The 21,365-nt window shown below is 75.0% G+C and carries 23 protein-coding genes and 1 pseudogene; 10 read left to right on the top strand and 14 right to left on the bottom strand.

The genetic code is table 11. The annotated features are described in order from the left end of the window. Positions 1 to 31 precede the first annotated feature (31 nt). Together ACFY60_RS14545 and ACFY60_RS14540 are read left to right on the top strand one after the other, a co-directional pair. Entirely contained in the window at positions 32 to 1,423 is a 1,392-nt protein-coding gene (locus ACFY60_RS14545) for a CoA transferase (protein ID WP_388611671.1), read from the top strand. 25 nt (positions 1,424 to 1,448) lie between these two features. Further along, the gene (locus tag ACFY60_RS14540; RefSeq protein ID WP_388611669.1) at positions 1,449 to 1,925 is read left to right on the top strand and encodes a hypothetical protein; all 477 of its coding nucleotides are present in this window, start codon (positions 1,449 to 1,451) and stop codon (positions 1,923 to 1,925) included. 24 nt (positions 1,926 to 1,949) lie between these two features. Here ACFY60_RS14540 and ACFY60_RS14535 read toward each other — a convergent pair whose 3' ends face one another. From ACFY60_RS14535 to ACFY60_RS14520, 4 genes and pseudogenes are all read right to left on the bottom strand, one after another. Further along, positions 1,950 to 2,993, bottom strand: coding sequence for a zinc-dependent alcohol dehydrogenase family protein (locus ACFY60_RS14535; RefSeq protein ID WP_388611668.1), 1,044 nt, complete (start codon positions 2,991 to 2,993; stop codon positions 1,950 to 1,952). Between the two features lie 18 nt (positions 2,994 to 3,011). After that, complete coding sequence (locus tag ACFY60_RS14530) at positions 3,012 to 3,680, bottom strand: lysoplasmalogenase (protein WP_388611666.1); 669 nt, start codon at positions 3,678 to 3,680, stop codon at positions 3,012 to 3,014. Further along, positions 3,677 to 4,576, bottom strand: a complete 900-nt coding sequence (locus ACFY60_RS14525) for a sterol desaturase family protein (RefSeq protein WP_388611664.1) — start codon at positions 4,574 to 4,576, stop codon at positions 3,677 to 3,679. The genes ACFY60_RS14530 and ACFY60_RS14525 overlap by 4 nt, the downstream gene beginning before the upstream one ends. Positions 4,577 to 4,699: 123 nt before the next feature. Further along, positions 4,700 to 5,412: pseudogene (locus ACFY60_RS14520) on the bottom strand (VIT family protein). A gap of 164 nt (positions 5,413 to 5,576) precedes the next feature. On the opposite strand from ACFY60_RS14520, the gene ACFY60_RS14515 reads away from it, so the two are divergent. The 5 genes from ACFY60_RS14515 to ACFY60_RS14495 all read left to right on the top strand — a co-directional run bounded on the left by ACFY60_RS14515 (position 5,577) and on the right by ACFY60_RS14495 (position 10,444). Next, positions 5,577 to 6,587 (top strand): DEDDh family exonuclease, encoded by a 1,011-nt coding sequence (locus ACFY60_RS14515; protein WP_388611663.1) that lies wholly within the window; start codon positions 5,577 to 5,579, stop codon positions 6,585 to 6,587. A 64-nt stretch (positions 6,588 to 6,651) separates the two neighbouring features. Beyond that, complete coding sequence (locus ACFY60_RS14510) at positions 6,652 to 6,885, top strand: hypothetical protein (RefSeq protein WP_309052348.1); 234 nt, start codon at positions 6,652 to 6,654, stop codon at positions 6,883 to 6,885. A 137-nt stretch (positions 6,886 to 7,022) separates the two neighbouring features. After that, complete coding sequence (locus tag ACFY60_RS14505; RefSeq protein WP_388611661.1) at positions 7,023 to 7,865, top strand: SURF1 family protein; 843 nt, start codon at positions 7,023 to 7,025, stop codon at positions 7,863 to 7,865. Positions 7,866 to 7,899: 34 nt separating this feature from the next. After that, complete coding sequence (locus tag ACFY60_RS14500) at positions 7,900 to 9,684, top strand: glycoside hydrolase family 15 protein (RefSeq protein ID WP_388611660.1); 1,785 nt, start codon at positions 7,900 to 7,902, stop codon at positions 9,682 to 9,684. A 4-nt stretch (positions 9,685 to 9,688) separates the two neighbouring features. Continuing rightward, the gene (locus tag ACFY60_RS14495; RefSeq protein ID WP_388611658.1) at positions 9,689 to 10,444 is read left to right on the top strand and encodes an SDR family oxidoreductase; all 756 of its coding nucleotides are present in this window, start codon (positions 9,689 to 9,691) and stop codon (positions 10,442 to 10,444) included. Between the two features lie 34 nt (positions 10,445 to 10,478). Here ACFY60_RS14495 and amaP read toward each other — a convergent pair whose 3' ends face one another. From amaP to ACFY60_RS14470, 5 genes are all read right to left on the bottom strand, one after another. Beyond that, positions 10,479 to 11,066 (bottom strand): alkaline shock response membrane anchor protein AmaP, encoded by a 588-nt coding sequence (amaP, locus tag ACFY60_RS14490; protein WP_388611656.1) that lies wholly within the window; start codon positions 11,064 to 11,066, stop codon positions 10,479 to 10,481. 3 nt (positions 11,067 to 11,069) lie between these two features. Next, positions 11,070 to 11,765: a DUF6286 domain-containing protein gene (locus tag ACFY60_RS14485; protein WP_388611655.1), complete on the bottom strand. Its 696-nt coding sequence runs from the start codon at positions 11,763 to 11,765 to the stop codon at positions 11,070 to 11,072. Further along, complete coding sequence (locus ACFY60_RS14480; protein WP_388611654.1) at positions 11,762 to 12,118, bottom strand: Asp23/Gls24 family envelope stress response protein; 357 nt, start codon at positions 12,116 to 12,118, stop codon at positions 11,762 to 11,764. Before ACFY60_RS14480 ends, ACFY60_RS14485 begins: the two co-directional genes overlap by 4 nt. Before the next feature lie 6 nt (positions 12,119 to 12,124). Beyond that, positions 12,125 to 12,316 (bottom strand): hypothetical protein, encoded by a 192-nt coding sequence (locus ACFY60_RS14475; RefSeq protein ID WP_309052341.1) that lies wholly within the window; start codon positions 12,314 to 12,316, stop codon positions 12,125 to 12,127. Between the two features lie 112 nt (positions 12,317 to 12,428). After that, positions 12,429 to 12,905 carry an Asp23/Gls24 family envelope stress response protein gene (locus ACFY60_RS14470; RefSeq protein WP_388611653.1) on the bottom strand — a complete coding sequence of 159 codons (477 nt, stop codon included), beginning with the start codon at positions 12,903 to 12,905 and terminating at the stop codon, positions 12,429 to 12,431. 94 nt (positions 12,906 to 12,999) lie between these two features. On the opposite strand from ACFY60_RS14470, the gene ACFY60_RS14465 reads away from it, so the two are divergent. After that, complete coding sequence (locus tag ACFY60_RS14465; RefSeq protein ID WP_388611652.1) at positions 13,000 to 13,680, top strand: hypothetical protein; 681 nt, start codon at positions 13,000 to 13,002, stop codon at positions 13,678 to 13,680. Positions 13,681 to 13,865: 185 nt separating this feature from the next. Here ACFY60_RS14465 and ACFY60_RS14460 read toward each other — a convergent pair whose 3' ends face one another. From ACFY60_RS14460 to ACFY60_RS14450, 3 genes are all read right to left on the bottom strand, one after another. After that, complete coding sequence (locus ACFY60_RS14460) at positions 13,866 to 14,666, bottom strand: enoyl-CoA hydratase/isomerase family protein (protein WP_309056008.1); 801 nt, start codon at positions 14,664 to 14,666, stop codon at positions 13,866 to 13,868. A gap of 129 nt (positions 14,667 to 14,795) precedes the next feature. After that, positions 14,796 to 15,017 (bottom strand): helix-turn-helix domain-containing protein, encoded by a 222-nt coding sequence (locus ACFY60_RS14455; protein WP_006123601.1) that lies wholly within the window; start codon positions 15,015 to 15,017, stop codon positions 14,796 to 14,798. Between the two features lie 366 nt (positions 15,018 to 15,383). Then, entirely contained in the window at positions 15,384 to 16,982 is a 1,599-nt protein-coding gene (locus ACFY60_RS14450) for an ABC-F family ATP-binding cassette domain-containing protein (protein WP_309052809.1), read from the bottom strand. A 266-nt stretch (positions 16,983 to 17,248) separates the two neighbouring features. On the opposite strand from ACFY60_RS14450, the gene ACFY60_RS14445 reads away from it, so the two are divergent. Continuing rightward, positions 17,249 to 18,139: a neutral zinc metallopeptidase gene (locus ACFY60_RS14445; RefSeq protein WP_388611650.1), complete on the top strand. Its 891-nt coding sequence runs from the start codon at positions 17,249 to 17,251 to the stop codon at positions 18,137 to 18,139. Between the two features lie 72 nt (positions 18,140 to 18,211). Beyond that, positions 18,212 to 18,613: a VOC family protein gene (locus tag ACFY60_RS14440; protein WP_388611648.1), complete on the top strand. Its 402-nt coding sequence runs from the start codon at positions 18,212 to 18,214 to the stop codon at positions 18,611 to 18,613. 6 nt (positions 18,614 to 18,619) lie between these two features. Here the strand turns inward: ACFY60_RS14440 and ACFY60_RS14435 are convergent, their stop codons facing one another. Both ACFY60_RS14435 and ACFY60_RS14430 read right to left on the bottom strand, forming a co-directional pair. Then, positions 18,620 to 20,032: a hypothetical protein gene (locus ACFY60_RS14435; RefSeq protein ID WP_388611646.1), complete on the bottom strand. Its 1,413-nt coding sequence runs from the start codon at positions 20,030 to 20,032 to the stop codon at positions 18,620 to 18,622. A 77-nt stretch (positions 20,033 to 20,109) separates the two neighbouring features. Beyond that, positions 20,110 to 21,237: an alpha/beta hydrolase gene (locus ACFY60_RS14430; RefSeq protein ID WP_388611644.1), complete on the bottom strand. Its 1,128-nt coding sequence runs from the start codon at positions 21,235 to 21,237 to the stop codon at positions 20,110 to 20,112. Positions 21,238 to 21,365 lie beyond the last annotated feature (128 nt).

The following is a 21,365-nucleotide window of genomic DNA, read 5'->3' as shown; positions in this document are numbered from 1 at the left end:
TTCGCATGGCACTCGGTGCCATAGTGCGGTCATGGACAACGACACACCCCCCGCGGTCCGTTCGGGTACGGAGGCGCTCTGGGCGGCGCTCGGCGGCGATCCCGCGCTCCTGGACCGGGTCACGTACGGTGGGGCGCCCGGCCGGCTGCCGGCCCGCCTGCCGGTGATGGACCTGGCCCGGGCGACCGTCGCGGTCGCCGGGCTGGCGGCCCTCGAACGCGCGGGGCTGCCCGGGCCGGTGCGGGTGGACGACGGGGCCGTCGCCACCGCCTTCGTGAGCGAGCGCCACCTGCGGGTGAACGGACGGGTGCCGGTCGGCTTCGCGCCGCTCTCCCGGTTCTGGCGGGCGGCCGACGGCTGGGTCCGTACCCACGCCAACTACCCGCACCACGAGGCGGCGCTGCGCGAGGCACTCGGCGTGCCGGAGGGGCCCGGGGCCGCCGAGGCGGTGGCGGCGGCGATCGGCGGGCGGACCGCCGTGGACGTCGAGACGGCGGTGTACGCGGCCGGGGGCCTCGCCGTCGCCCTGCGCACGCCCGCCGAGTGGGCCGCGCACCCGCAGGGCCGGGAGGTGGCGGCCCGCCCCCTGGTCTCCCGGGAGCGGCTCGACGGGGCCGCACCCCGGCGCCGTACGGGCCGGCTTCGGGTCCTGGACCTGACGCGGGTCGTCGCGGGCCCGGTGGCGACCCGGACGCTCGCGCTGCTCGGCGCGGACGTGCTGCGGATCGACCCGCCGGGCAATCCGGAACTGCCCGACCAGCACGCGGACACGGACGTGGGGAAGCGGACGGCCGCGCTGGACCTGGACCGCCGCGCGGACCGGCGGACCTTCGACGAGCTCCTGGACGCGGCCGACGTGCTGGTCACCGGCTACCGGCCGGGCGCCCTCGAGCGCTTCGGACTCCACCGGCCGGGCTTGGTGACGGCCCGGCTCTCCGCCTGGGGCGACGGCGGGCCCTGGGCGGAGCGGCGCGGGTTCGACAGCCTGGTCCAGGTCGCCACCGGCATCGCCGTCGTGGAGGGCTCGGCCCAGGAGCCCGGGGTTCTGCCGGCGCAGGCCCTGGACCACGGCACCGGCTACCTGCTCGCGGCGGCCGTGCTCCGTACCCTCACCGAGCAGGACCGGGACGGCGGCACCCGGCTCGTCCGCGTGGCGCTCGCGGGAACCGGCCACTGGCTGACGCACGGCCTGCCCCGCTCCCCCGCCCTCCCCGGCCCGGCGGCCGGCCCCGTCGACCCGGAGCCGTACCTCACGGAGTCGCGGGGCCCGCTCGGCCTGCTGCGGTACGCGCGGTCGCCCGTGACGTACGAGGGCGGGCCCGTCGACTGGGCGCGTCCGCCGGGCGTGGCGGGCGCGGACGCGCCGGTGTGGAGCGAGCCGGTGCCCTCCGGCGACGGTCCGGCGCCCGGTGCCGGCGGCTGAGGCCGTCCGGGGCAGGATGAGCGGCATGGGCCACGAGGGGAAGCCCCGCTGCACGCTGCCGCGGGGCGCGACAGGATTCCGCGCGCCGGGGGACGGTGCGCTGCCCGAGACCGACCCGCGGGCGTTCCGCGGCGCCCTGCACGCCGCGGCGCGGGCCGCCGGGGGCCGGGTGGGCGAGATCGAGCCGCGGGAGTATCCGCGGACCTTCCACACCGCGTCGGTCGTCCACCGGACGGGCGAGACCGTCGTGCTGTGCCACGCCCACCACCCCTGGATCGCCTTCGCCCGGGAGCGCCGGAACTGGTACGACGAGGAGTTCGCCGCGCCGCCGCCGTGGGCCTCCGTCTTCACCGACGCGGGCTTCGTGGTGCTGGACGGCGAGCGGCTCGGGCTGCCGCTCGCCGCCGTGGACACCTCGGTGCTGTCCCGGGCCGAGTGGCGCCAGGTCCGGGCCTACGGCATCGGCACGCTGGGGGGCGTCCTCTTCAACGCGTGGGCGTGAGGGCGGGCCGGGGCTCCGGGCGGTTCAGGGCTTCACGAGGACCTTGAGGGCGGTGCGCTCGTCCATGGCGCGGTAGCCGTCCGGGACGCCGTCGAGGCCGACGGTGAGGTCGAAGACCGGCGACGGGTCGACGGTGCCGTCCAGGACGTCCGGAAGCAGCTCGGGGATGTAGGCGCGGACCGGGGCGACGCCGCCGCGCAGGGAGATGTTCCGGTCGAACATGACGGAGAGGTCGAGGCCGGTGCCGCTGCCGTGCGGGACGCCGACGTAGCCGATGGAGCCGCCGTCGCGGACGATCCCGACGGCGGTGCGCATGGACTGCTCGGTGCCGACGGCCTCGATGACGGCGTGGGCGCCCTGGCCGCCGGTGAGTTCGCGGACGGCGGCCTCGGCGGCCTCGCCGCGCTCGGCCACGACGTCGGTGGCGCCGAAGGCGCGGGCGATGTCGGTGCGGGCGGTGTGCCGGCCGAGGGCGATGATCCGCTCGGCGCCGAGCCGGCGGGCGGCGAGGACGCCGCACAGGCCGACGGCCCCGTCGCCGACGACGGCGACGGTGGAGCCCTCGCGGACGCCGGCGCCCAGGGCCGCGTGGTGGCCGGTGCCGAGGACGTCGGAGAGGGCGAGCAGCGCGGTCAGCAGGTGGTCGTCGGAGGCGGCGTCGGCGGGCAGCCTGACGAGGGTGCCGTCGGCGAAGGGGACGCGGACCGCCTCGCCCTGGCCGCCGTCGGAGCCGGGCGTGCCCCAGAACCCGCCGTTCGGGCAGGAGGTCTGGAGGCCGTCGGCGCAGTAGTCGCAGGTGCCGTCCGACCAGACGAAGGGGGCGACGACGAGGTCGCCGGCGCGGAAGGCGGTCACGTCGGCGCCGGCCGCCTCGACGATCCCGAGGAACTCGTGGCCGATGCGCTGGCCCGGCCGGCGGGGGGACTCGCCGCGGTAGGCCCACAGGTCGCTGCCGCAGACGCAGGCGCGCAGGACGCGCACGACGGCGTCGGTGGGGTCCTGGACGACGGGGTCGGGCACCTCCTCCACCCGCAGGTCGAACGGGGCGTGGATGGTGGTGGCGCGCATGGGGGGTGGTCCTCGCTGTCAGTCCGTGGTACGGCCCTCACCGTAACCCGCGCGCAGGGCTCCGGCGGTGAGCAGGTACTGCGCCGCCAGGTACGTGAGCATGATCCAGAAGTCGGGGACGGGCGGCTGGGGCCAGTCGGCGACGCCGGTCGCGATCAGGGTGTCGGAGAGCAGGAAGAGGGCGCCGCCCGCGCCCGCCAGGGCCCCGAGGGCGCTCGCCCGCCAGGCCATGGCGGCGAGGAGCAGCGAGTAGCCGGCGACGGGGACGCGGAGGCCGGCCGGGAGGTCGGGCCACAGGAGGGCGACGGTGGCGACGAGGGCCACCGCGTACAGGCCGGCGAGCGGCGGGGACGTGCGCCTGCGCCCGAAGAGGACGAGGTAGCAGACGTGTCCTGCGGCGAAGGAGCCCATGCCCGCGAGGAAGGCGGGCTCGGCGTCGAACAGCAGCAGGACGTCGCCGCCCCAGCCGAACAGGAGCGCGGTGAGCAGGAGCTTCGGGGCGCCGCGGCTCGCGGCGTACGCGGCGAGCAGGGGCATCAGCAGCGGCTTGGCGATCCGGTGGCCGGTCTCGGCGCCGGCGAGGAGCGCGATCAGGTCGGCGGCCGCCGCGAGGAGGAAGGCGGCGAGCAGCGCGCGGGAGACGGTGCCGGTGATGGTGGTTCGCGGGGGCGCGGTACGGGTGGTCACGCGGCGGGCTCCGGCGCGGTACCGCCCTGGGGCGTCCCGGGGACGCCCGGGGCGCCGGCCGGGTGCGGCGCGGGCTGCCAGCCGGGGCCGCGCAGGACGCGTCCGGCGCGTTCGCGCCAGTCGCGCGCGGCGCGCAGGTCGCGGGCGATGGCGGCGTACTCGTGGGTGGCGACGCGCAGCGGGTTGTACGTGTCGATGTTCTTGGTGAGTCCGTACACGGGCCGCTCGGTCTCGCCGACCCAGGAGCCGAACATCCGGTCCCACACGATGAGGATGCCGCCGAAGTTCCGGTCCAGGTAGCCGCCCTGGGAGGCGTGGTGGACGCGGTGGTGGGAGGGGGTGTTGAGGACGTACTCGAAGGGGCGCGGCAGCCGGCCGACGCGCTCGGTGTGGATCCAGAACTGGTAGACCAGGTTGACGGAGTAGCAGAAGGCGACGGCCGCCGGGTGCACGCCGAGGGCGATCATCGGCAGGTAGAACGGCCAGGAGGTCAGGCTGGTCCACGGCTGGCGCAGCGCGGTGGTGAAGTTGAACTTGCGGCTGCTGTGGTGGACGACGTGGCAGGCCCAGAGGACGCGGATCACGTGGTGGCCGCGGTGCTGCCAGTAGTAGAAGAAGTCCTGGGCGAGCAGCATGAGCGGGATCGTCCACCACAGGACGGGGACGCGCAGCGGGGTGAGCTCGTGGACGGCGGTGTAGATCGCGACGACCGGGATCTTCCACAGGGCGTCGAAGACCAGGCTGCCGAGTCCCATGCCGAGGCTGGTGGCGGCGTCCTTGGCCTCGTACCCGGCGGCGTCCTCGTCGGGGTGGAGGCGGTAGCTGACCATCTCCACGACGGTGAGCAGGACGAACGCCGGTATGGACCACAGCACGACATCGGGCAGGTTCGGCATGCGGTCGACGGTAGAGGCGGGCGGCGGGCGCCGCTAGAGGTTGTTACCAACAAGTATGCGAGACGGCTTGTCAGCAAGCTTTGGCACCTTCCGACAACGGGGGTCCGCGTGCCGGGCGGGGTTTCAGACGCCCGCCGCGCCGAGCGGGGAGCCCGCCGCGTAGGTCACCGCCATCGCCAGGGCGCCGCCGCCGGTGTCGCGCAGGACGGCGCGGCCGGCGGGGGCCTCGCCGAGACGGGCGGACCACCAGCCGGTGAGGGCCGGGGCGGCGAGGACCGAGAGGACGGTCACCCACAGCCGGTCGGGCGCCGGGGGCAGGACGATCGACAGGCGGGGCAGCAGGACACCGGCCGTGAAGGCCAGGAAGCCGGCGCCGGCCGCGTGCCAGGGGTGGGTGAGGGCGTCGGGGTCGATGCCCGGCTCCACGCGCGCGTGGGCGCGCAGGGCGTCACGCGCGGTCAGCTGTTCGGCGCCTCGCGCGCCACGTCACGGGAGAGACCACGCTCGGTCAGGAGCCCGGCCGGCTCGTCGAGTTCGGCCTCCGGCCGCTCGCGCAGCTCGCGCCGCTCCTCGGCGAGGGCGGCCTTCTCGGAGTCCCGCCGGGTGGAGACGGAGACGTACTCCCCCCGCCGCCATCGACATGACCCGGCGAGGAGCCCGGCCGGCCCGGCGGTGAGCAGCGTGGACCGGGACCCGGTGGCCCCGGCGACCCCGACGACCAGTCCCGCCGTGGAGACGACCCCGTCGTTGGCCCCGGGCACGGCGGCCCGCAGCCAGTTGAGCCGGGTACCGAGGCCGCCGCCGCGGGGGTCGTCGTGCGCGGCGGGTTCGGTCACCCCAGGAGCGTCGCATCCGGGCGGCCGCCGGCCGTGGACCGGCCCGCCCGGCGCGGGCGGGCGGCAAGGCGTCGCCGCACCGGAGGAGTTGAAGGGGCTTCACCGGACATCAGGGACATCCGGGACACCGGGGGCGGGACTGTCGGTCGCGGGCCGTATTCTCAGTGACCATGCTCGACGACCGTACGACAGCACCGACGTGGCCGGCCGCCTACCCGCAGGGGTACGCGGTCGTCGACGTGGAGACCACCGGCCTCGCCCGTGACGACCGGATAGTGTCGGCTGCCGTCTACCGGCTGGACGCGCAGGGGAACGTCGAGGACCACTGGTACACGCTCGTCAACCCCGAACGCGATCCCGGACCGGTCTGGATCCACGGCCTCACCAGTGACGTCCTGGAGGGCGCGCCCCTCTTCCCGGAGATCGCCGCCGAGTTCTCGGCGCGCCTGGAGGGCCGCGTCCTGGTCGCGCACAACGCCATGTTCGACTGGCAGATGATCGCCCGCGAGTACGCCCGCGCCCGGGGCGCCGCGCCGGTGAGGCAGCGGCTGTGCACCATCGCGCTGTCCAAGGAGCTCGCGCTGCCGCTGCCCAACCACAAGCTGGAGTCGCTCGCCGCGCACTTCGGGGTGGTCCAGCGGCGGGCGCACAACGCGCTGGACGACGCCCGGGTGCTCGCGGAGGCCTTCCGGCCGAGCCTGCACGCGGCGGCCGAGCGGAACGTACGGCTGCCGCTCCTGGAGTGCCGCCCGCTGACCGAGTGGACCCCGGACGCGGCGCGGCCCGCGATCGGCCGGCAGGCCACGGGCCCCACGGGGTACGCGGCCTCGCACCCGAGCGGGTACCGGGCGGGCGGCTGGCGTCCCTCGCGCAAGCGCCCGCCGTGCCCGTACCCGAACCCCGGCCGGTACGAGACGGGCGCCCCGCTCAAGCAGGGGATGCGCGTCGCCTTCTCCGGGGACACCTCGGTCGACCGCGAGCTCCTGGAGGACCGGACGGTCGAGGCCGGGCTGCACGTCGCCACGAGCGTCTCCCGGCTCACCAGCCTCCTCGTCACCAACGACCCGGAGGCCGCCACGTCCAAGACGCTGAAGGCGAAGTCCTTCGGCACGCCGGTCGTCGACGAGGCGGCCTACGTGCAGCTCCTGCGGGACGTGGCCCCGGCAGACGGGTGACGCGCCCGCCCCCGGCGGGCGTGCCGCGCGGCACGATTCCGCCCGGGGCCCCACCCTGTGGCGCATGGCACGTTGTGAGGTCTGCGGAAACGATTACGGCATGTCCTTCGAAGTCCATGCGCAGGGTGCTGTGCACGTCTTCGACTGCTTCGCGTGCGCCATCCACCGCATGGCGCCCATCTGTGAGCACTGCCGGGTCCAGATCATCGGACAGGGCGTCGAGGTCGACGGCACCTGGTACTGCGGCGCGCACTGCGCCCGGGCGGAGGGAAAGGCGGGCATCGTGGACAGGGTGTGAGCCGGACCGGCCCGGGACCGGGAGACACCCGGGCCCGCCGAGGGAAGTGAAGAAACGATTTTGGGCGGGGCGAGGCGGGGCAAGCCACCCGAACCCCCCGTGCGTACACCCCATGGCCCGCGCTGTACGGTCATGGGGTGTACCGCTTCCTGTTGTCCCGGCAGTGGGTGATCCTGACCCTCGTCGCCCTCGTCCTCATCCCGGTGATGATCGAGCTGGGCTTCTGGCAGTTCCACCGGCACGAGCGCCGGGTCGCCCAGAACGCCCTGATCGAGGAGAACCTCCGGGCGGAGCCGGTACCGGTCGAGAAGCTCACCTCCCCCGGTCACACCGTCCCCCGCGCCGACCAGTGGCGCCGGGTCACGGCCACCGGCACCTTCGACACCGCCCACGAGGTGGTCGTCCGCCGCCGCACCTCCGCCGACGACCGGGTGGGTTTCCATGTCCTGTCCCCCCTGGTGCTGCGCGACGGCCGGATCGTCCTCGTCAACCGCGGCTGGATCCCGGCCGCCGGTGACCAGCGCTCCTACCCGCCGGTGCCCCCGGCGCCCCGGGGCGAGGTCACCGTCACCGGCCGCCTCAAGGCCGACGAGACCACCGGCGCGAGCGGCATCAAGGACCTCAAGGGCCTGCCGGACCGTCAGGTCATGCTGATCAGCAGCGCCCAGCAGGCCGAACTGACGGGCCGCGAGGTGCTCGGCGGCTACATGGAGCAGACGGGACCCGCGCCGGCCGGCGGCACGCCCGAGCAGGTCCCGGAGCCCGACCACGACTCGATCGGCGCGCACATGGCGTACGCCGTGCAGTGGTGGCTGTTCGCGGCGGGTGTGCCGGTCGGCTGGTTCGTCCTGGTACGCCGGGAGAAGCGGGACCGGGAGGCCGCCGCCCGCACCGGGGCCGACGGCGGGAGCGGTGACGGCGGCACGGCCGGACCGCCCGGCGCGGGCGGCACCGCGACGCAGGCCACGTCGTCCATTTGATTGACCCTCCCCACTTGCGGGAACAGCCCAAAGCGTGACGCAACGTATCGACGACTACGCCCTCATCGGGGATCTCCAGACCGCCGCGCTCGTCGGACGCGACGGGTCGATCGACTGGCTGTGTCTCCCCCGCTTCGACTCCGCCGCCTGTTTCGCCGCCCTCCTGGGCGACGAGGACAACGGCCACTGGCGGATCGCCCCGCAGGGTGCGACCCGCTGCACCACGCGCCGCTACGCGGAGGACTCGCTGGTCCTGGAGACGTACTGGGAGACCCGCACCGGCACCGTCAAGGTCGTCGACTTCATGCCGCACCGCGACCGGGCGCCCGACGTGGTGCGGATCGTGGAGGGGGTCAGCGGCTCCGTCGAGATGAGCTCCGTCCTGCGGCTCCGCTTCGACTACGGCTCCATCGTGCCGTGGGTGCGCCGCTCCGAAGGCCACCGGGTCGCCGTCGCCGGGCCGGACGCGGTGTGGCTGCGCAGCGAACCGCCGGTGAAGACCTGGGGCCAGCAGCACGCCACCTGTTCCTCCTTCACCGTCGCCGCCGGCGAGAAGGTGGCCTTCGTCCTCACCTGGCACCCCTCGCACGAGACCCGGCCCGCTCTCGTGGACCCCTACGAGTCCCTCGCCCACACCCTCGCGGACTGGCGGGAGTGGGTGTCCCGCTGCACCTACCAGGGCCCCTACCGGGAGGCGGTCGTCCGCTCCCTGATCACCCTCAAGGCCCTGACCTACGCCCCCACCGGCGGGATCATGGCGGCCCCCACCACCTCGCTGCCCGAGGAGATCGGCGGCGTCCGGAACTGGGACTACCGCGCCTGCTGGCTGCGCGACTCCTCCCTCACCCTCGGGGTGCTGCTCGACGCCGGGTACGTGGAGGAGGCCGCCGCCTGGCGGGACTGGCTGCTGCGCTCGGTGGCCGGCGACCCGGCCGACCTCCAGATCATGTACGGGCCCGCCGGGGAGCGCCGGCTCCCCGAGACCACGCTGCCCTGGCTGCGCGGCTACGCCGACTCGCTGCCGGTACGGACCGGGAACGCGGCGGTCGAGCAGTTCCAGCTCGACGTGTACGGCGAGGTCATGGACTCCCTGTACCGGGCGAGGGAGGCCGGGATCCCGGCGCAGCGGCACGCCTGGAACCTCCAGCTGAGTCTGCTCGGCTTCCTGGAGTCGAACTGGCGCGAGCCCGACGAGGGGCTGTGGGAGGTGCGCGGGCCCCGCCGCCACTTCACCCACTCGAAGGTGATGGCCTGGGCCGCGGCCGACCGGGCGGTGCGCACCCTGGAGGGGGACCCCTCGCTGCCCGGGGACCCGGCGCGGTGGCGGGCGCTGCGCGACGAGATCCACGCCGATGTCTGCGCGAAGGCCTACGACCCGGACCGCAACACCTTCACCCAGTCGTACGGCTCCCGCGAGCTGGACGCCGCCACGCTCCTCATCCCGCAGGTGGGTTTCCTGCCCCCGGACGACCCCCGGGTGGTCGGGACGGTCGACGCGGTCCGGGCCGAGCTGATGCACGGCGGCTTCCTACGCCGCTACACCCCCGACTCGGGCGCGGTGGACGGCCTGCCGGGCCAGGAGGGCACCTTCCTCGTCTGCTCGTTCTGGCTGGCGGACGCCCTGTGGCTGACCGGTCGGCGCGAGGAGGCCCGCGCCCTCTTCGAGCGGCTGGTCACGCTCCGCAACGACGTGGGGCTGCTGGCGGAGGAGTACGACCCGGTGGCCCGCCGCCAGCTCGGCAACTTCCCGCAGGCGTTCAGCCACATCGGCCTGGTGGGCACGGCCCTCGCGCTGGCCGGGGACGAGGCGGCAGGATAGGACCATGGATCTTGGACTGAAGGACCGTGTGTACGTGGTGACCGGCGCGACCCGCGGGCTCGGCCGGGCCTCGGCGGAGGCGCTGCTCGCCGAGGGCGCGCGGGTGCTGGTCACCGGACGCGAGGAGACGTCGGTCGCGGAGGCGGTCGCCGCGCTCGGCGAGGGCGCGGCGGGCCTCGCGGCGGACAACACGGACCCCGGGACGCCGGCCCGGCTGATCGCCGAGGCCCGCGCCCGGTTCGGTGCTCTCGACGGCGTCCTGATCAGCGTCGGCGGCCCGGCGCCGGGCTTCGGCGCCGACAACACCGACGAGCAGTGGGCGGCGGCCTTCGACACGGTCTTCCTCGGTGCGGTGCGGCTGGCCCGCGCGGCGGCCGAGACGCTGACCGAGGGCGGCGTGATCGGCTTCGTGCTCTCGGGCTCGGTGCACGAGCCGATTCCGGGCCTGACCATCTCCAACGGCCTGCGCCCCGGGCTCGCCGGCTTCGCGAAGTCCCTCGCCAACGACCTGGGGCCGCGCGGCATCCGGGTGATCGGCCTGCTGCCGAGCCGGATCGACACCGACCGGGTGCGGTCCCTGGACGCCCTGACGGGCGACGCGGAGGCGGCACGGGCCGCGAACGAGGCGGCGATCCCGCTGCGCCGCTACGGGACGCCCGAGGAGTTCGGGCGCACCGCGGCGTTCCTGCTGTCCCCGGCCGCCTCGTATCTGACCGGCCTGATGCTCCCGGTCGACGGCGGTGCCCGGCACGGCTTCTGAACCGCGCCGGGCCGGGCGGCCCGGAGGCCTGCCCTCAGCTGACCCTGCGGGCCCGGTGCCGGACCGCCCGCAGCCGGGCCTCCGCCGGCAGCGCCGGCAGACCGGCCGATCTGCGGGCGGGCTCCAGGGCCTGGCTGCCGAGGCCGGCCAGGGCCTCGTCCGGGGAGGCGTGCGGCTCCAGGAGCAGCGCGATGCGGGTACGGGGAGCGGTGCGGCGGCCGGTGAGGGCGACCTTGGCCCGGGCGACCCCGTCCTGGGCGGCGGCGTCCGCCTCCAGGACGTTCTGCAGGGCCCGCCCCCGCAGCACGGCCGCCTCGCCGTCGCCGGTGTCCACGAGGACCTCGGCGAGCCGGGCCCGCCGGAACTGGGCGAGCAGCCACCAGAGGGCGAGCAGCACCAGCAGGCCCAGGGCGGCGATCGCGGCCGGCCACCACCAGGAGTGGTCCCGCCAGGCGCGCCGGTCGGCGGTGGACAGGAGCACGTCGGAGCGGCCCGACCAGGGCCACCACGACGGGACCGGGGCATCGAAACCGGCGGCGAGGACCGCGCCGCCGCCGAGGAGCAGCAGCAGCCCGACGAGGGCGATCAGGACCCGGTTGACGCGACGCAGGACGGCCGGCACGGCTCACCCCTTCCTGGGCGGCCGGGCCACCCGTACGGACAGCGTGGGACGGTGGGCGAGGCCGAGCGCGTCGATCCCCGTGGCCAGGGCCCGCTCCACGTCGGCGCGCACCTCGTCGAGGTCCCGGAAGTGCGAGACCGCGCGGGCGCTCACCTTGGTACGGCCGACGGCCACCCGGGCGGACTGGACGCCGGAGACCTCCATGGCCCGGTCCCGCAGGGTCAGCGCGGCGGCCTCCCGGTCGAGCCCGGCCCGCAGGTTGGAGTGGGCCGCGCGCATCGGCAGGACGGCGCGCAACCCCGGGGTGAGCGCCAGGACGAGCAGCCACAGGCCGAGGAGGACGGCGAGGGCGGCGCCCGCGAGGACCCAGGCGTTGTCCAGGGGCCGGGTCGCGAGGTCGTCGGCGAGGTCGCGGCGCCAGGCCATGGCGGAGTGCTCGGCCCGTACCGCCGCCACGTCGTACAGCAGCAGTGCCGCGCAGAGGAGGATCACCGCCGCGAGCAGCGCGGCCGGGACGCGCCGTACCGACCAGAAGCGGCGGGCCGGCGGTGGGGCCGCGCCGTCGGTGAGGACGGGGACCGAGGAGGGCACGGGAGAAGAACCGGCGGTGCCGGTTCCGGTGCCGCTCGTGGTGGCGGCCCTCGGCTCGTGCTCCGTCTCCTCTCCGGGCCCGCGCTCCGGCGGGGTCGTTCCGCTCATGCGAGATCACCCCTCCGCCCGGTCGGCCGGGTCTGCGCGGAGTGGAGGCGTTCCACGTGGACGGAGACCTCGTGGACCTCCATGCCGACGAGTTCCTCCACCCGGCTGCGTACCCGGCTCCGGACGGCGCGGCAGCGGCGCCCGACGTCGGTGGGGTAGTCGAGGTCGAGGCTGACCGAGACCCGGGCGACGTCGCGGTGGACGTCGACCGAGGCGTGCGGCGGCGATCCTCCCTCCGGGATCCTGTCCAGCGCCTCCCGTGCCGCCTGCGCGGCGATCTTGGCGACGACCCGGTCCGCGATCGTGGTCGCGCCACGCTCGCGCACCGGGTGCGGTGCGAGGTCAGCCGTCACCCGCCGTCACCGCCGTCGTTCGCCGCGTTCGCGGCCCCGGAACAGCTCCCCCGGTTCGAGGTCGCCGTCGAGGAACCGGCCGGTCACGAACCCGATCGCGCCCAATGCGGCGACCAGCAGAAACGCCCCGAAACCGCCGAAGTATCCGGCGAAGCCGAGGCCCATGCCGGCCACCAGGCCGACCAGCGCCATGCTCATCTATGCGTCCCTTTCCTCGGTCGTCCGGCCGTGCGGGCGGGCGTGGCGCACGCCGTACACCGCGCGGGTGTACGGCGTGCGGCGCGGCCGCGGCCGTGCCGGACGGCGGCGGCTACTGGAGCCGCGGCTCCGGCTCTTCTTCCTCGTCCTCGGGCAGCTTCACGTCGCTGACCGCGATGTTGACCTCGACGACCTCGAGGCCCGTCATCCGCTCGACGGCGGCGATGACGTTCTCGCGGACGGCGCCGGCGACGTCCGCGATGGAGACGCCGTACTCGATCACGATCTCCAGGTCGAGGGCGGTCTGCACCTCGCCGACCTCGGCCTTCACCCCCCGGGTGACGCTCGCCTTGGTGCCGCCCCCACCGGGGACCCGGTCGCGGACGGCGCCGAAGGTGCGGGAGAGGCCGCTGCCCATGGCGTGGACGCCGACGACGTCCCGGGCGGCCAGTCCGGCGATCTTCTCCACGACGCCGTCGGCGATCGTGGTCCTGCCCCGGGAGGCCGGGTCGCCGCCGCCCCGTTTGGACCCGGAGGTACGGCGTGGTTCGTCCGCCGTGGGGTTGCCGGAGTGTGCGGTGTCCGTCATCGCAATACGCCCCTTCTGGGAGATTTCGGGGTTCTTTGCCCACATTAAGGGTGGTTGCCCGGTCTCGCCCCGGGGATACGGCAGGCTGGGTCATATGACGACGGCTGAGGGTTGGACGGCGGCGGTACGCGGCCGCCTCGCTCCGGGCAGGCTGCTGCCGCTCGGGGAGGCGGCGGACGGCGTGTGGATCGCGGAGCGCGCGGTACGGGAGGCACTGGAGGGAGCGGCCTCCTCGGTCCGGGGAGTGGTGCCGTGCGGGTTCCGCACCGGGCTCCTCGGTGCGGAGGAGGACGGCCCGTTCCCGGTGCCGCCGGGCGGGCTGCCGCCGGGCCGGCTGCGGATCGCGGGCGAGATCGCGGTGGTCGCCGGGCGGCCCCTGCCGGAGCTGACGGAGGAGCTGCGCAAGGCCCTGTTCGCGGCGGCGGGCGGCCTGGGCCTGCGGGTGGCGGAGGTGGACCTGCGGGTGACCGACCTCCTGGACGAGGCCCCCGCGCCGGAGCCCGCCGCTCCCCCGCCGGCACCGGCGGCACCGGCGGCACCGGCGGGGGACGATCCGGTGGCCCTGGCCGCGCTGCGGGTCACGGGGGTGGCGGGCGTGACGGACACGGTGGGCCCGGCGGTGCACCGCGACCAGGACGGCCGGGTACGGGTGGAGGTGGCGACGAGGGCCGGTCACCGTCTCCCGGAGGTGGCCCAGGCCGTGCGGGCCGCGGTGCACGCGAGCGTGCCGCAGGCCACCCAGGTGACGGTGCTGATCTCGGACGTCCGCCCCTGAGGGCGGCTGATCCGGTGGACGGGCGCGCGCCGGTGCGCCCCGGGAGCTCCGGGGCACGGCGGGCGGCGGCCCGGCACGGGCGCGCCGGGCGCGCTCCCCGGTGCGCGAGACCCGGGGACCGGGCCCGGCGCCCGGGTGGGGCCGGACACCGCGGACCGGCCCCGGGGGTGGGGCGTATGGGCCCGTCAGTCGCCGAGGCCCGCCAGGTCGCGCAGGCGACGGGCCTGGGCGGCGCGTTCGGCGGTGCGCTGGTCCTCGTAGGAGCGGGCGGCGGCACCCTGGAGGAGCGCCTTGGTCTCGACCACGGCGGCGCGCGGCGCGGCCAGCAGGGCGTCGGTGAGGTCCCGTACGGCCGCGTCCAGTTCGGCGGTGGGGACGGCGATGTTGGCCAGGCCGATGCGCTCGGCCTCGTCCGCGTGGACGAAGCGGCCGGTGGCGCAGATCTCCAGCGCGCGGGCGTAGCCGACGAGCGAGACGAGCGGGTGCGTACCGGTGAGGTCCGGGACGAGGCCCAGGCTGGTCTCACGCATGGCGAACTGCACGTCCTCGGCGACGACCCGCAGGTCGCAGGCGAGGGCGAGCTGGAAGCCCGCGCCGATGGCGTGGCCCTGGACGGCCGCGATCGACACGAGGTCGGCGCGGCGCCACCAGGTGAACGCCTCCTGGTACTCGGCGATGACCGCGTCGAGGTCCTCGTCCGAGCCCCGGGCCATGTCGAGGAAGGACGGCTCGCCGTCGAAGCCCTCGGGCGTGAACGCCTGCCGGTCGAGCCCGGCGGAGAAGGACTTGCCCTCCCCGCGCAGGACGACGACCCGCACGCTGCCCGGCAGTGACCGTCCGGCCTCCGTCAACGCCCGCCACAGAGCGGGAGACTGGGCGTTGCGCTTCGCCGGATTGGTCAGGGTCACCGTGGCAACGGCGTCCTCGACGGTGAGCCGAACACCGTCCTTGTCGAATACGAGTCCGGTGTCGTCGAGCGTGGTCATGGGGCGCCTCCGGTTACGGTGCAGCACTGCGTCCGATGCTAAGTGACTGCACAGTAACCACCCGGTCGGCCGTACGGCCGACCGGGTGTCCACCGGGAGGCACCCGGTGGACGGCGGGCCGCCCCGGTGTCAGGCCGAGGCCGCCTTCTTGCCCCGTGTCGCCCCGCCGCGTCCGCGCAGCGTGACTCCGGACTCACTGAGCATCCGGTGGACGAATCCGTAGGAGCGGCCGGTTTCCTCGGCCAGCGCCCGGATGCTCGCACCGGAGTCGTACTTCTTCTTCAGGTCTGCCGCGAGCTTGTCGCGCGCGGCGCCGGTCACCCGGCTGCCCTTCTTCAGAGTCTCGGCCACCCGTGCCTCCTCATGGGAAGTGCGCTCTGGACTTCTCATGATCACCCCTCCCGGACGTCCTGGCCACCCATTCGACAAGGTCCGTCCTGCCGGATTTGCGGACGGATACACCACCACCACAACCGGAAGGTCATATTCCGGTCGCTCGCCGGGCCGTCCCGGAAGCCCCCGCCGACGGAAGCAGCAGGTCAGCGGCGCGCGGCGGACACACGTACGGCGCGGGTCTGCCGGAAGGATTCGGCAGAGCTCCGCGCCGTCGGGTACGAGACGTCCTCACCCAGATGAAGGATCACCCATGAGCCGAATGATCCAGCCCGGAACGATCACCGGTCCCCGGGCGGGTCCCCCCGGAACCGGAGCCCGGGATCAGGCGAGCGCCACCAGGTCCGCGTAGTCCGGGCCCCACAGGTCCTCGACGCCGTCCGGGAGCAGGATGATGCGCTCCGGGTCGAGCGCCTCGACGGCGCCCTCGTCGTGGGTGACCAGGACGACCGCGCCCTTGTAGGTGCGCAGCGCGCCGAGGATCTCCTCACGGCTGGCGGGGTCCAGGTTGTTGGTGGGCTCGTCGAGGAGGAGCACGTTCGCCGAGGAGACGACCAGGGTCGCGAGGGCGAGCCGGGTCTTCTCGCCGCCGGAGAGCACCCCGGCCGGCTTGTCCACGTCGTCGCCGGAGAAGAGGAACGAGCCCAGCACCTTGCGGACCTCGACCAGGTCGAGGTCGGGGGCGGCGGAGCGCATGTTCTCCAGGACGGTCCGGTCGGGGTCCAGGGTCTCGTGCTCCTGGGCGTAGTAGCCGAGCTTGAGGCCGTGGCCGGGGGTGACCTCGCCGGTGTCGGGCTTCTCGACCCCGCCGAGGAGGCGGAGCAGCGTCGTCTTGCCGGCGCCGTTGAGGCCGAGGATGACGACGCGGGAGCCCTTGTCGATGGCGAGGTTCACATCGGTGAAGATCTCGAGCGAACCGTAGGACTTGGAGAGGCCCTCGGCCGTCAGGGGGGTCTTGCCGCACGGCGCGGGCTCGGGGAAGCGGAGCTTGGCGACCTTGTCGGAGACGCGGACGTCCTCCAGGCCCGACAGGAGCCGCTCGGCGCGCTTGGCCATGTTCTGCGCGGCGACGGTCTTGGTGGCCTTCGCGCGCATCTTGTCGGCCTGGGCGTTGAGGGCGGCGGCCTTCTTCTCGGCGTTCTGCCGCTCGCGCCGGCGGCGCTTCTCGTCGGCCTCGCGCTGCTGCTGGTACAGCTTCCAGCCCATGTTGTAGACGTCGATGGTCGCCCGGTTGGCGTCCAGGTAGAAGACCTTGTTGACCACGGTCTCGACCAGGTCGACGTCGTGGGAGATGACGATGAAGCCGCCGCGGTAGGTCTTCAGGTAGTCGCGCAGCCAGACGATCGAGTCCGCGTCGAGGTGGTTGGTGGGCTCGTCGAGGAGCAGCGTGTCGGCGTCGGAGAAGAGGATGCGGGCCAGCTCGATGCGGCGGCGCTGACCACCGGAGAGGGTGTGCAGCGGCTGGGCGAGGACCCGGTCGGGCAGGCCGAGGGCGGCGGCGATCGTGGAGGCCTCGGCCTCGGCGGCGTACCCGCCCTTGGTGAGGAACTCGGTCTCCTGGCGCTCGTACTGCTTGAGCGCCTTCTCGCGGGTGGCGCCGCTGCCGCCGGCGATGCGCTCCTCGTTCTGCCGCATCTTGCGGATCAGGACGTCGAGGCCGCGGGCGGAGAGGATGCGGTCGCGGGCCAGGACGTCGAGGTCGCCGGTGCGCGGGTCCTGCGGGAGGTAGCCGACCTCGCCGGAGCGGGCGATGGTGCCGGCGGCGGGCTGGCCCTCGCCCGCGAGGCACTTGGTGAGCGTGGTCTTCCCCGCTCCGTTGCGGCCGACGAGACCGATGCGGTCGCCCTTGGCGACGCGGAAGGTGGCGGACTCGATGAGGACACGGGCGCCGGCGCGCAGCTCGATGCCGGAAGCGGTGATCACGGACAGACTCCAGGACGATGGGGAAACGGCGGAAGGACGGCTGGGAAGGGCTTCGACGCCGCTAATCCATGAGGAGAAAGGCCATGCGGCCAGTCTAACGGCCCCCTGCAACTGGTTTTCGGCCACGCGGGCCGGGGGTAGGCGAATGCCGACTTTCTCACCTTCCCGCGCACGCGCCGCAAAAGGGGCGGACGGCACGGGAGGGGCCGATACTCGGCGCAGAGCGGCGGCCACCGCCGCGACAGCGACGCGGAGGGTGGTGGACCGTGCAGTTCGACGACGACGCCGACCTGGACACCTCGGAGGTACGCGACGTCCGGGGCAGCCGCCTGCCCGGCGGGCGGGCCACCGTCGGCGGCGGGATCATCGGCGTCGTCGCCCTGATCCTGGGCCTGTTCTTCGGGATCGGCCCCGACCAGCTCGGGCTCTCCTCGGGCGGCGACGAGCCGGCCGTCACCTCCTCCTCGGAGGCGCAGGTGAACCAGGCCTGCCGCAAGGGCTCGGACGCCAACACCCGCGAGGACTGCCGGATCGTCGCCGTCGTCAACAGCGTCCAGGACTACTGGCGCGGCGAGTACGCGCGCCGGGGCGGGCGCTACGCGGACGCCCCCACCGTGATGTTCACCCGGCAGGTCGGCACCGCCTGCGGAACCGCCACCTCGGCGGTCGGCCCGTTCTACTGCCCCGGCGACCGGCGGGTCTATCTGGACCTGGGCTTCTTCCAGGAGCTGCGCACCACCTTCGGGTCGAGCGGCGGGCCGTTCGCGCAGGCCTACGTGGTCGCCCACGAGTACGGGCACCACGTCCAGAACCTCACCGGCACGCTGGGCCGGGCGCAGGACGGGCGGACCGGCGCCGGCTCCAACGCGGTGCGGGTGGAGCTGCAGGCGGACTGCTACGCCGGGGTGTGGGCGCGGCACGCGACGACCACGCCCGACGACCGGACCGGCCGGCCGCTGCTGACCCGCCTGACGGAAGCGGACATCCGCGACGGTCTGGACGCCGCGGCGGCGGTCGGCGACGACCGGATCCAGGAGAAGTTCCAGGGCCGGGTGACCCCGGAGAACTGGACCCACGGCTCGGCCGCCCAGCGGCAGCAGTGGTTCCAGCAGGGCTTCCGGACCGGCGACATGGCCCGGTGCGACACCTTCCGCTGATCGTCCGCGCACCGCTGCCGGACAGGAACGCGGGTCACCCCGGCCCGCGGCGTACGAAAGGACGTGAGCGCGATGCCCGCAGCACCCCACATCTGCCCGACCCTGGCCTACCGGGACGCGAAGGCGGCCATCACCCAGCTGACGGAGGCCTTCGGCTTCACCGCCGCGGCCGTGTACGAGGGCGAGGACGGGCTGATCGCGCACGCCGAGCTGACGTACGGCAACGGGATGGTGATGCTCGGCAGCCGGGGCACCGGCAGCGAGTTCGACCGGTTGACGGCCGGCGGCGGGCCGGTCGGCGTCTTCGTCCACGTGGACGACGTGGACGAGCACCACGCGCGGGCCGTGGCCCACGGCGTGGAGATCGTCATGCCGCCCCGGGACCAGGACTACGGCTCGCGCGACTACATCGCCCGCGACGCCGAGGGGAACATCTGGAGCTTCGGCACGTACACCCCCGGCGCCGCCGCGTAGGGCCGGTCAGGCGCCCCCGGTGTGGACCTGGAAGGCCGCCCTGCGGACGGCCTTGGCCAGGGCCGGGTCGGGGTGGGCGGCGGCCAGCGCGACGAGGACCTGGACGGTACGGGGGTGGCCGACGGCCCGTACCTCGTCGAGGAGGGCCGGGACGGTGCCCTGCACGGCGGAGTCCAGGTGCCGGACCAGCAGGTCGCTCTCGCCGTGGTCGGCCACGGCGGCGGCGGTGTCCACCCAGAGCCAGGTCGCCTCCTCGCGGGTGAGGACCTCCTGCGCGTCGTCGGGGTCGGCCCCCTCGTACTCGGCGAGCCAGAGCAGCGCGTACGGGCGGAGGGAGGGCTCGGCCAGGGCGGCCCGGACCTCGGCCTCGGCGGGGGCGCCGACGACCCGCAGCGCCTCGAAGGCCAGCCCGCGCAGCAGGGCGTCCTCGCCCCGGGCGACGGCCAGGAGCTCCGAGACGGCGCTGGAGAGCGTGCGGGCCGCGAGCCAGGCGCGGTACTCGTCGCGGGCGGGGCCGGGGGTCAGCCGGGCGCAGCCGCGGAGCATGTCCTCGGCGGACTGCTCGATGTTGCCGGCGGGGCTCTGCGCGGCGACGCAGATCTGCTCCAGCTTGACCCAGACCGCCCAGTTCCCGAGCGGCGTCAGGGTGGCCTGGCGGCCTTCCCGGCCCGGGTCCAGGGTGAGCGCGCCCACCGCGGCCAGACCCTCCAGGGCCCAGTCGAGCAGGGCGGGGAGTCCCTCGGGCGCGCCGGGCCCGGCGTCCTGACCGGGGGCGTCCGCCGCGTCCGGGACCTCGCAGCGCTCCTCGCGGAGCTCCTCGACGCGCTGGCCGAGCAGGTCGAGGAGGGACGGGACGGGGACGGGGCCCTGGGAGAGCTGGAGCAGCGAGAGGACCTGCGGGACGGCCTCGACGACCTCGGCGACGGCGCTCGCCTCCACGCCCGCGGGGGCCGGGTGCACCAGGGACCAGGCGTCGAAGAGGGCGACCCAGCCGCGCAGGACGGCGGAGTCGTCGCGGTCCCAGGCCCGCAGCCGCCAGCCGGGGCGGGCGGTGTCGCCGTGCAGTTCGACGAGCCCGGCGAGGCGGGCGCGGTCCCAGCCGGCCCGGACCTGGCCGGGCGTCAGGCCGAGGGCCGTGGCGGCCCGTTCCTGGGCGGGGACGGTCCCGGAGCCGGGGCGGGCCGCGAGCCCCGCGCCGCGCTCGACGGCGGCCCAGCGGGCGATCCGTACGGCGTCGGCGAGGACGTGCCGCGCCTGGCGGGCGAGTTCCGCGCGGGGCGGAGTCCCCTCCGGCGGCCGCGGTGCCGGGCGGGTGCGCCGGGTGGTCACCGCCCGTCGGGCGGTGGCCAGCGCCCGCGGACGGACGAGTCGGAGTCTGGAGTTGCGCGCCAATGGTTCATCGGGCTTTCGAGACGTCACGGGGGCAGTCTTCCCGCTGACGGCCCGAAAGCCCAATCGGAATGTCCGGTGCCGTGGGAGCGGGCCCCGGCGGACCGTCACATGAGCGGGGTGAGGAAGCGGCGCACGGCCTCCTCGTAGCGCAGCGGGTCGGCGTTCCACATGGCGGCGTGGGGGGCGTGCCGCACGGTGACCAGGGTGACGAGGCCGGGTTTGCGGGCGGCGAGTTCGACGGACGGCTCCCAGGGGGCGAGCGTGTCGTCGGGCCCGTGCAGGATCAGGGTGGGGACGCGCGGATCGGCCGCCGCCGGGGCGGCCGGGGAACGGCCCGCGGGCGTGCCGGTCATGGCGCGGGCGGCCCGGACGGCGAGCGGCAGCAGGACCCCGGGGATCCGGTGGGCCGTCGCGAGGTTGCGCAGGGTGGTCTCGCGGGCGAGGACCGGGGAGTCCAGGACGAGGCCGGCGATCCGGTCCCGTACGCCGGACTCGGCGGCGGCGCGCAGGGCCATCGAGGCGCCGGTGCCCCAGCCGTGCAGGACGACCTTGGCGGCGCCCCGGCGGACGGCGTAGCGGATGGCGGCGTCGACGTCGCGCCACTCGGAGTCGCCGAGGTGGGCGAGGCCGTCGGGCGAGGCGGGGGCGCCCGCGTCGCCGCGGTAGGCGGGGACGAGGACGGGGATCTTGCGGCGGGCGAGGAAGGGGACGAGGTTGAGCGGGTGCTCGCGGGTGGTGCCGAGGCCGTGCAGGGCGATCACCCAGGTGGTCCGGGGGGCCGGCACCAGCCAGGCCGGGAGCGGCCCCAGCTCGCCGGGGATCTCGACGTCCTCGTAGGGCAGCCCGAAGGCGGTGAGGGGGGTGCCGACGTGCAGCTGCGGGGTGAGCCGGATTCGGGCGCCGGTCCCGAGGGTGCCGAGCTCGACCCGTTCCAGGCGCCGGACGACGGTGTCCGCGGTGTGCGGGACCCGTTCGAGGACGGGGCCGACGACCGCGTGCAGGCCGGGCGCCGCCACTCCGTACGTACCGGGGCGCAGCGACGCGAGGCTGCGGGTGAGGGTGATCCGTTCCGGTCCCGTGGCGTGCACGGTGAGCCGGGGGTCTCCCGGGAGGGGATGTCCGGACGAGGCCCTGAGGGCGACGTCGCTGGCGTACCGGCCGGCCGCGACCGCGGCCGCGCCGACACCGATCAGTGTGGTGACGGCCGCTGCCGTCGCTGTAGCCGGGCGCACGCTCCCAGTGTCCGCAGCGCGCCCCTTCGATGCCACCCGACGGGCCGGTCGCGCGGCGCCGTTCTCCGCGGGCGGCCCCCTCGGGCGGGTGACATGGGTCTCGTCGGGCCGTCGCTCGTCCGGCTGAA

It is taken from the genome of Streptomyces sp. NPDC012827 (assembly GCF_042900905.1).
Taxonomy (GTDB): Bacteria; Actinomycetota; Actinomycetes; order Streptomycetales; family Streptomycetaceae; genus Streptomyces; species Streptomyces gulbargensis.
The sequence above is the reverse complement of the archived record's forward strand: the minus strand, read 5'-3'. Positions and strand labels throughout refer to the sequence as shown.

Bases quoted from the DNA above. Each gene is read 5' to 3' on its own strand.
- ACFY60_RS14495 (WP_388611658.1), top strand. From the start codon at position 9,689: ATGGATCTTGGACTGAAGGACCGTGTGTACGTGGTGACCGGCGCGACC.
- ACFY60_RS14485 (WP_388611655.1), bottom strand. From the start codon at position 11,765: ATGAGCGGAACGACCCCGCCGGAGCGCGGGCCCGGAGAGGAGACGGAG.
- ACFY60_RS14540 (WP_388611669.1), top strand. From the start codon at position 1,449: ATGGGCCACGAGGGGAAGCCCCGCTGCACGCTGCCGCGGGGCGCGACA.
- ACFY60_RS14470 (WP_388611653.1), bottom strand. From the start codon at position 12,905: ATGACGGACACCGCACACTCCGGCAACCCCACGGCGGACGAACCACGC.
- ACFY60_RS14510 (WP_309052348.1), top strand. From the start codon at position 6,652: ATGGCACGTTGTGAGGTCTGCGGAAACGATTACGGCATGTCCTTCGAA.
- ACFY60_RS14525 (WP_388611664.1), bottom strand. From the start codon at position 4,576: ATGCCGAACCTGCCCGATGTCGTGCTGTGGTCCATACCGGCGTTCGTC.
- ACFY60_RS14440 (WP_388611648.1), top strand. From the start codon at position 18,212: ATGCCCGCAGCACCCCACATCTGCCCGACCCTGGCCTACCGGGACGCG.
- ACFY60_RS14545 (WP_388611671.1), top strand. From the start codon at position 32: ATGGACAACGACACACCCCCCGCGGTCCGTTCGGGTACGGAGGCGCTC.
- ACFY60_RS14475 (WP_309052341.1), bottom strand. From the start codon at position 12,316: ATGAGCATGGCGCTGGTCGGCCTGGTGGCCGGCATGGGCCTCGGCTTC.
- ACFY60_RS14535 (WP_388611668.1), bottom strand. From the start codon at position 2,993: ATGCGCGCCACCACCATCCACGCCCCGTTCGACCTGCGGGTGGAGGAG.
- ACFY60_RS14465 (WP_388611652.1), top strand. From the start codon at position 13,000: ATGACGACGGCTGAGGGTTGGACGGCGGCGGTACGCGGCCGCCTCGCT.
- ACFY60_RS14460 (WP_309056008.1), bottom strand. From the start codon at position 14,666: ATGACCACGCTCGACGACACCGGACTCGTATTCGACAAGGACGGTGTT.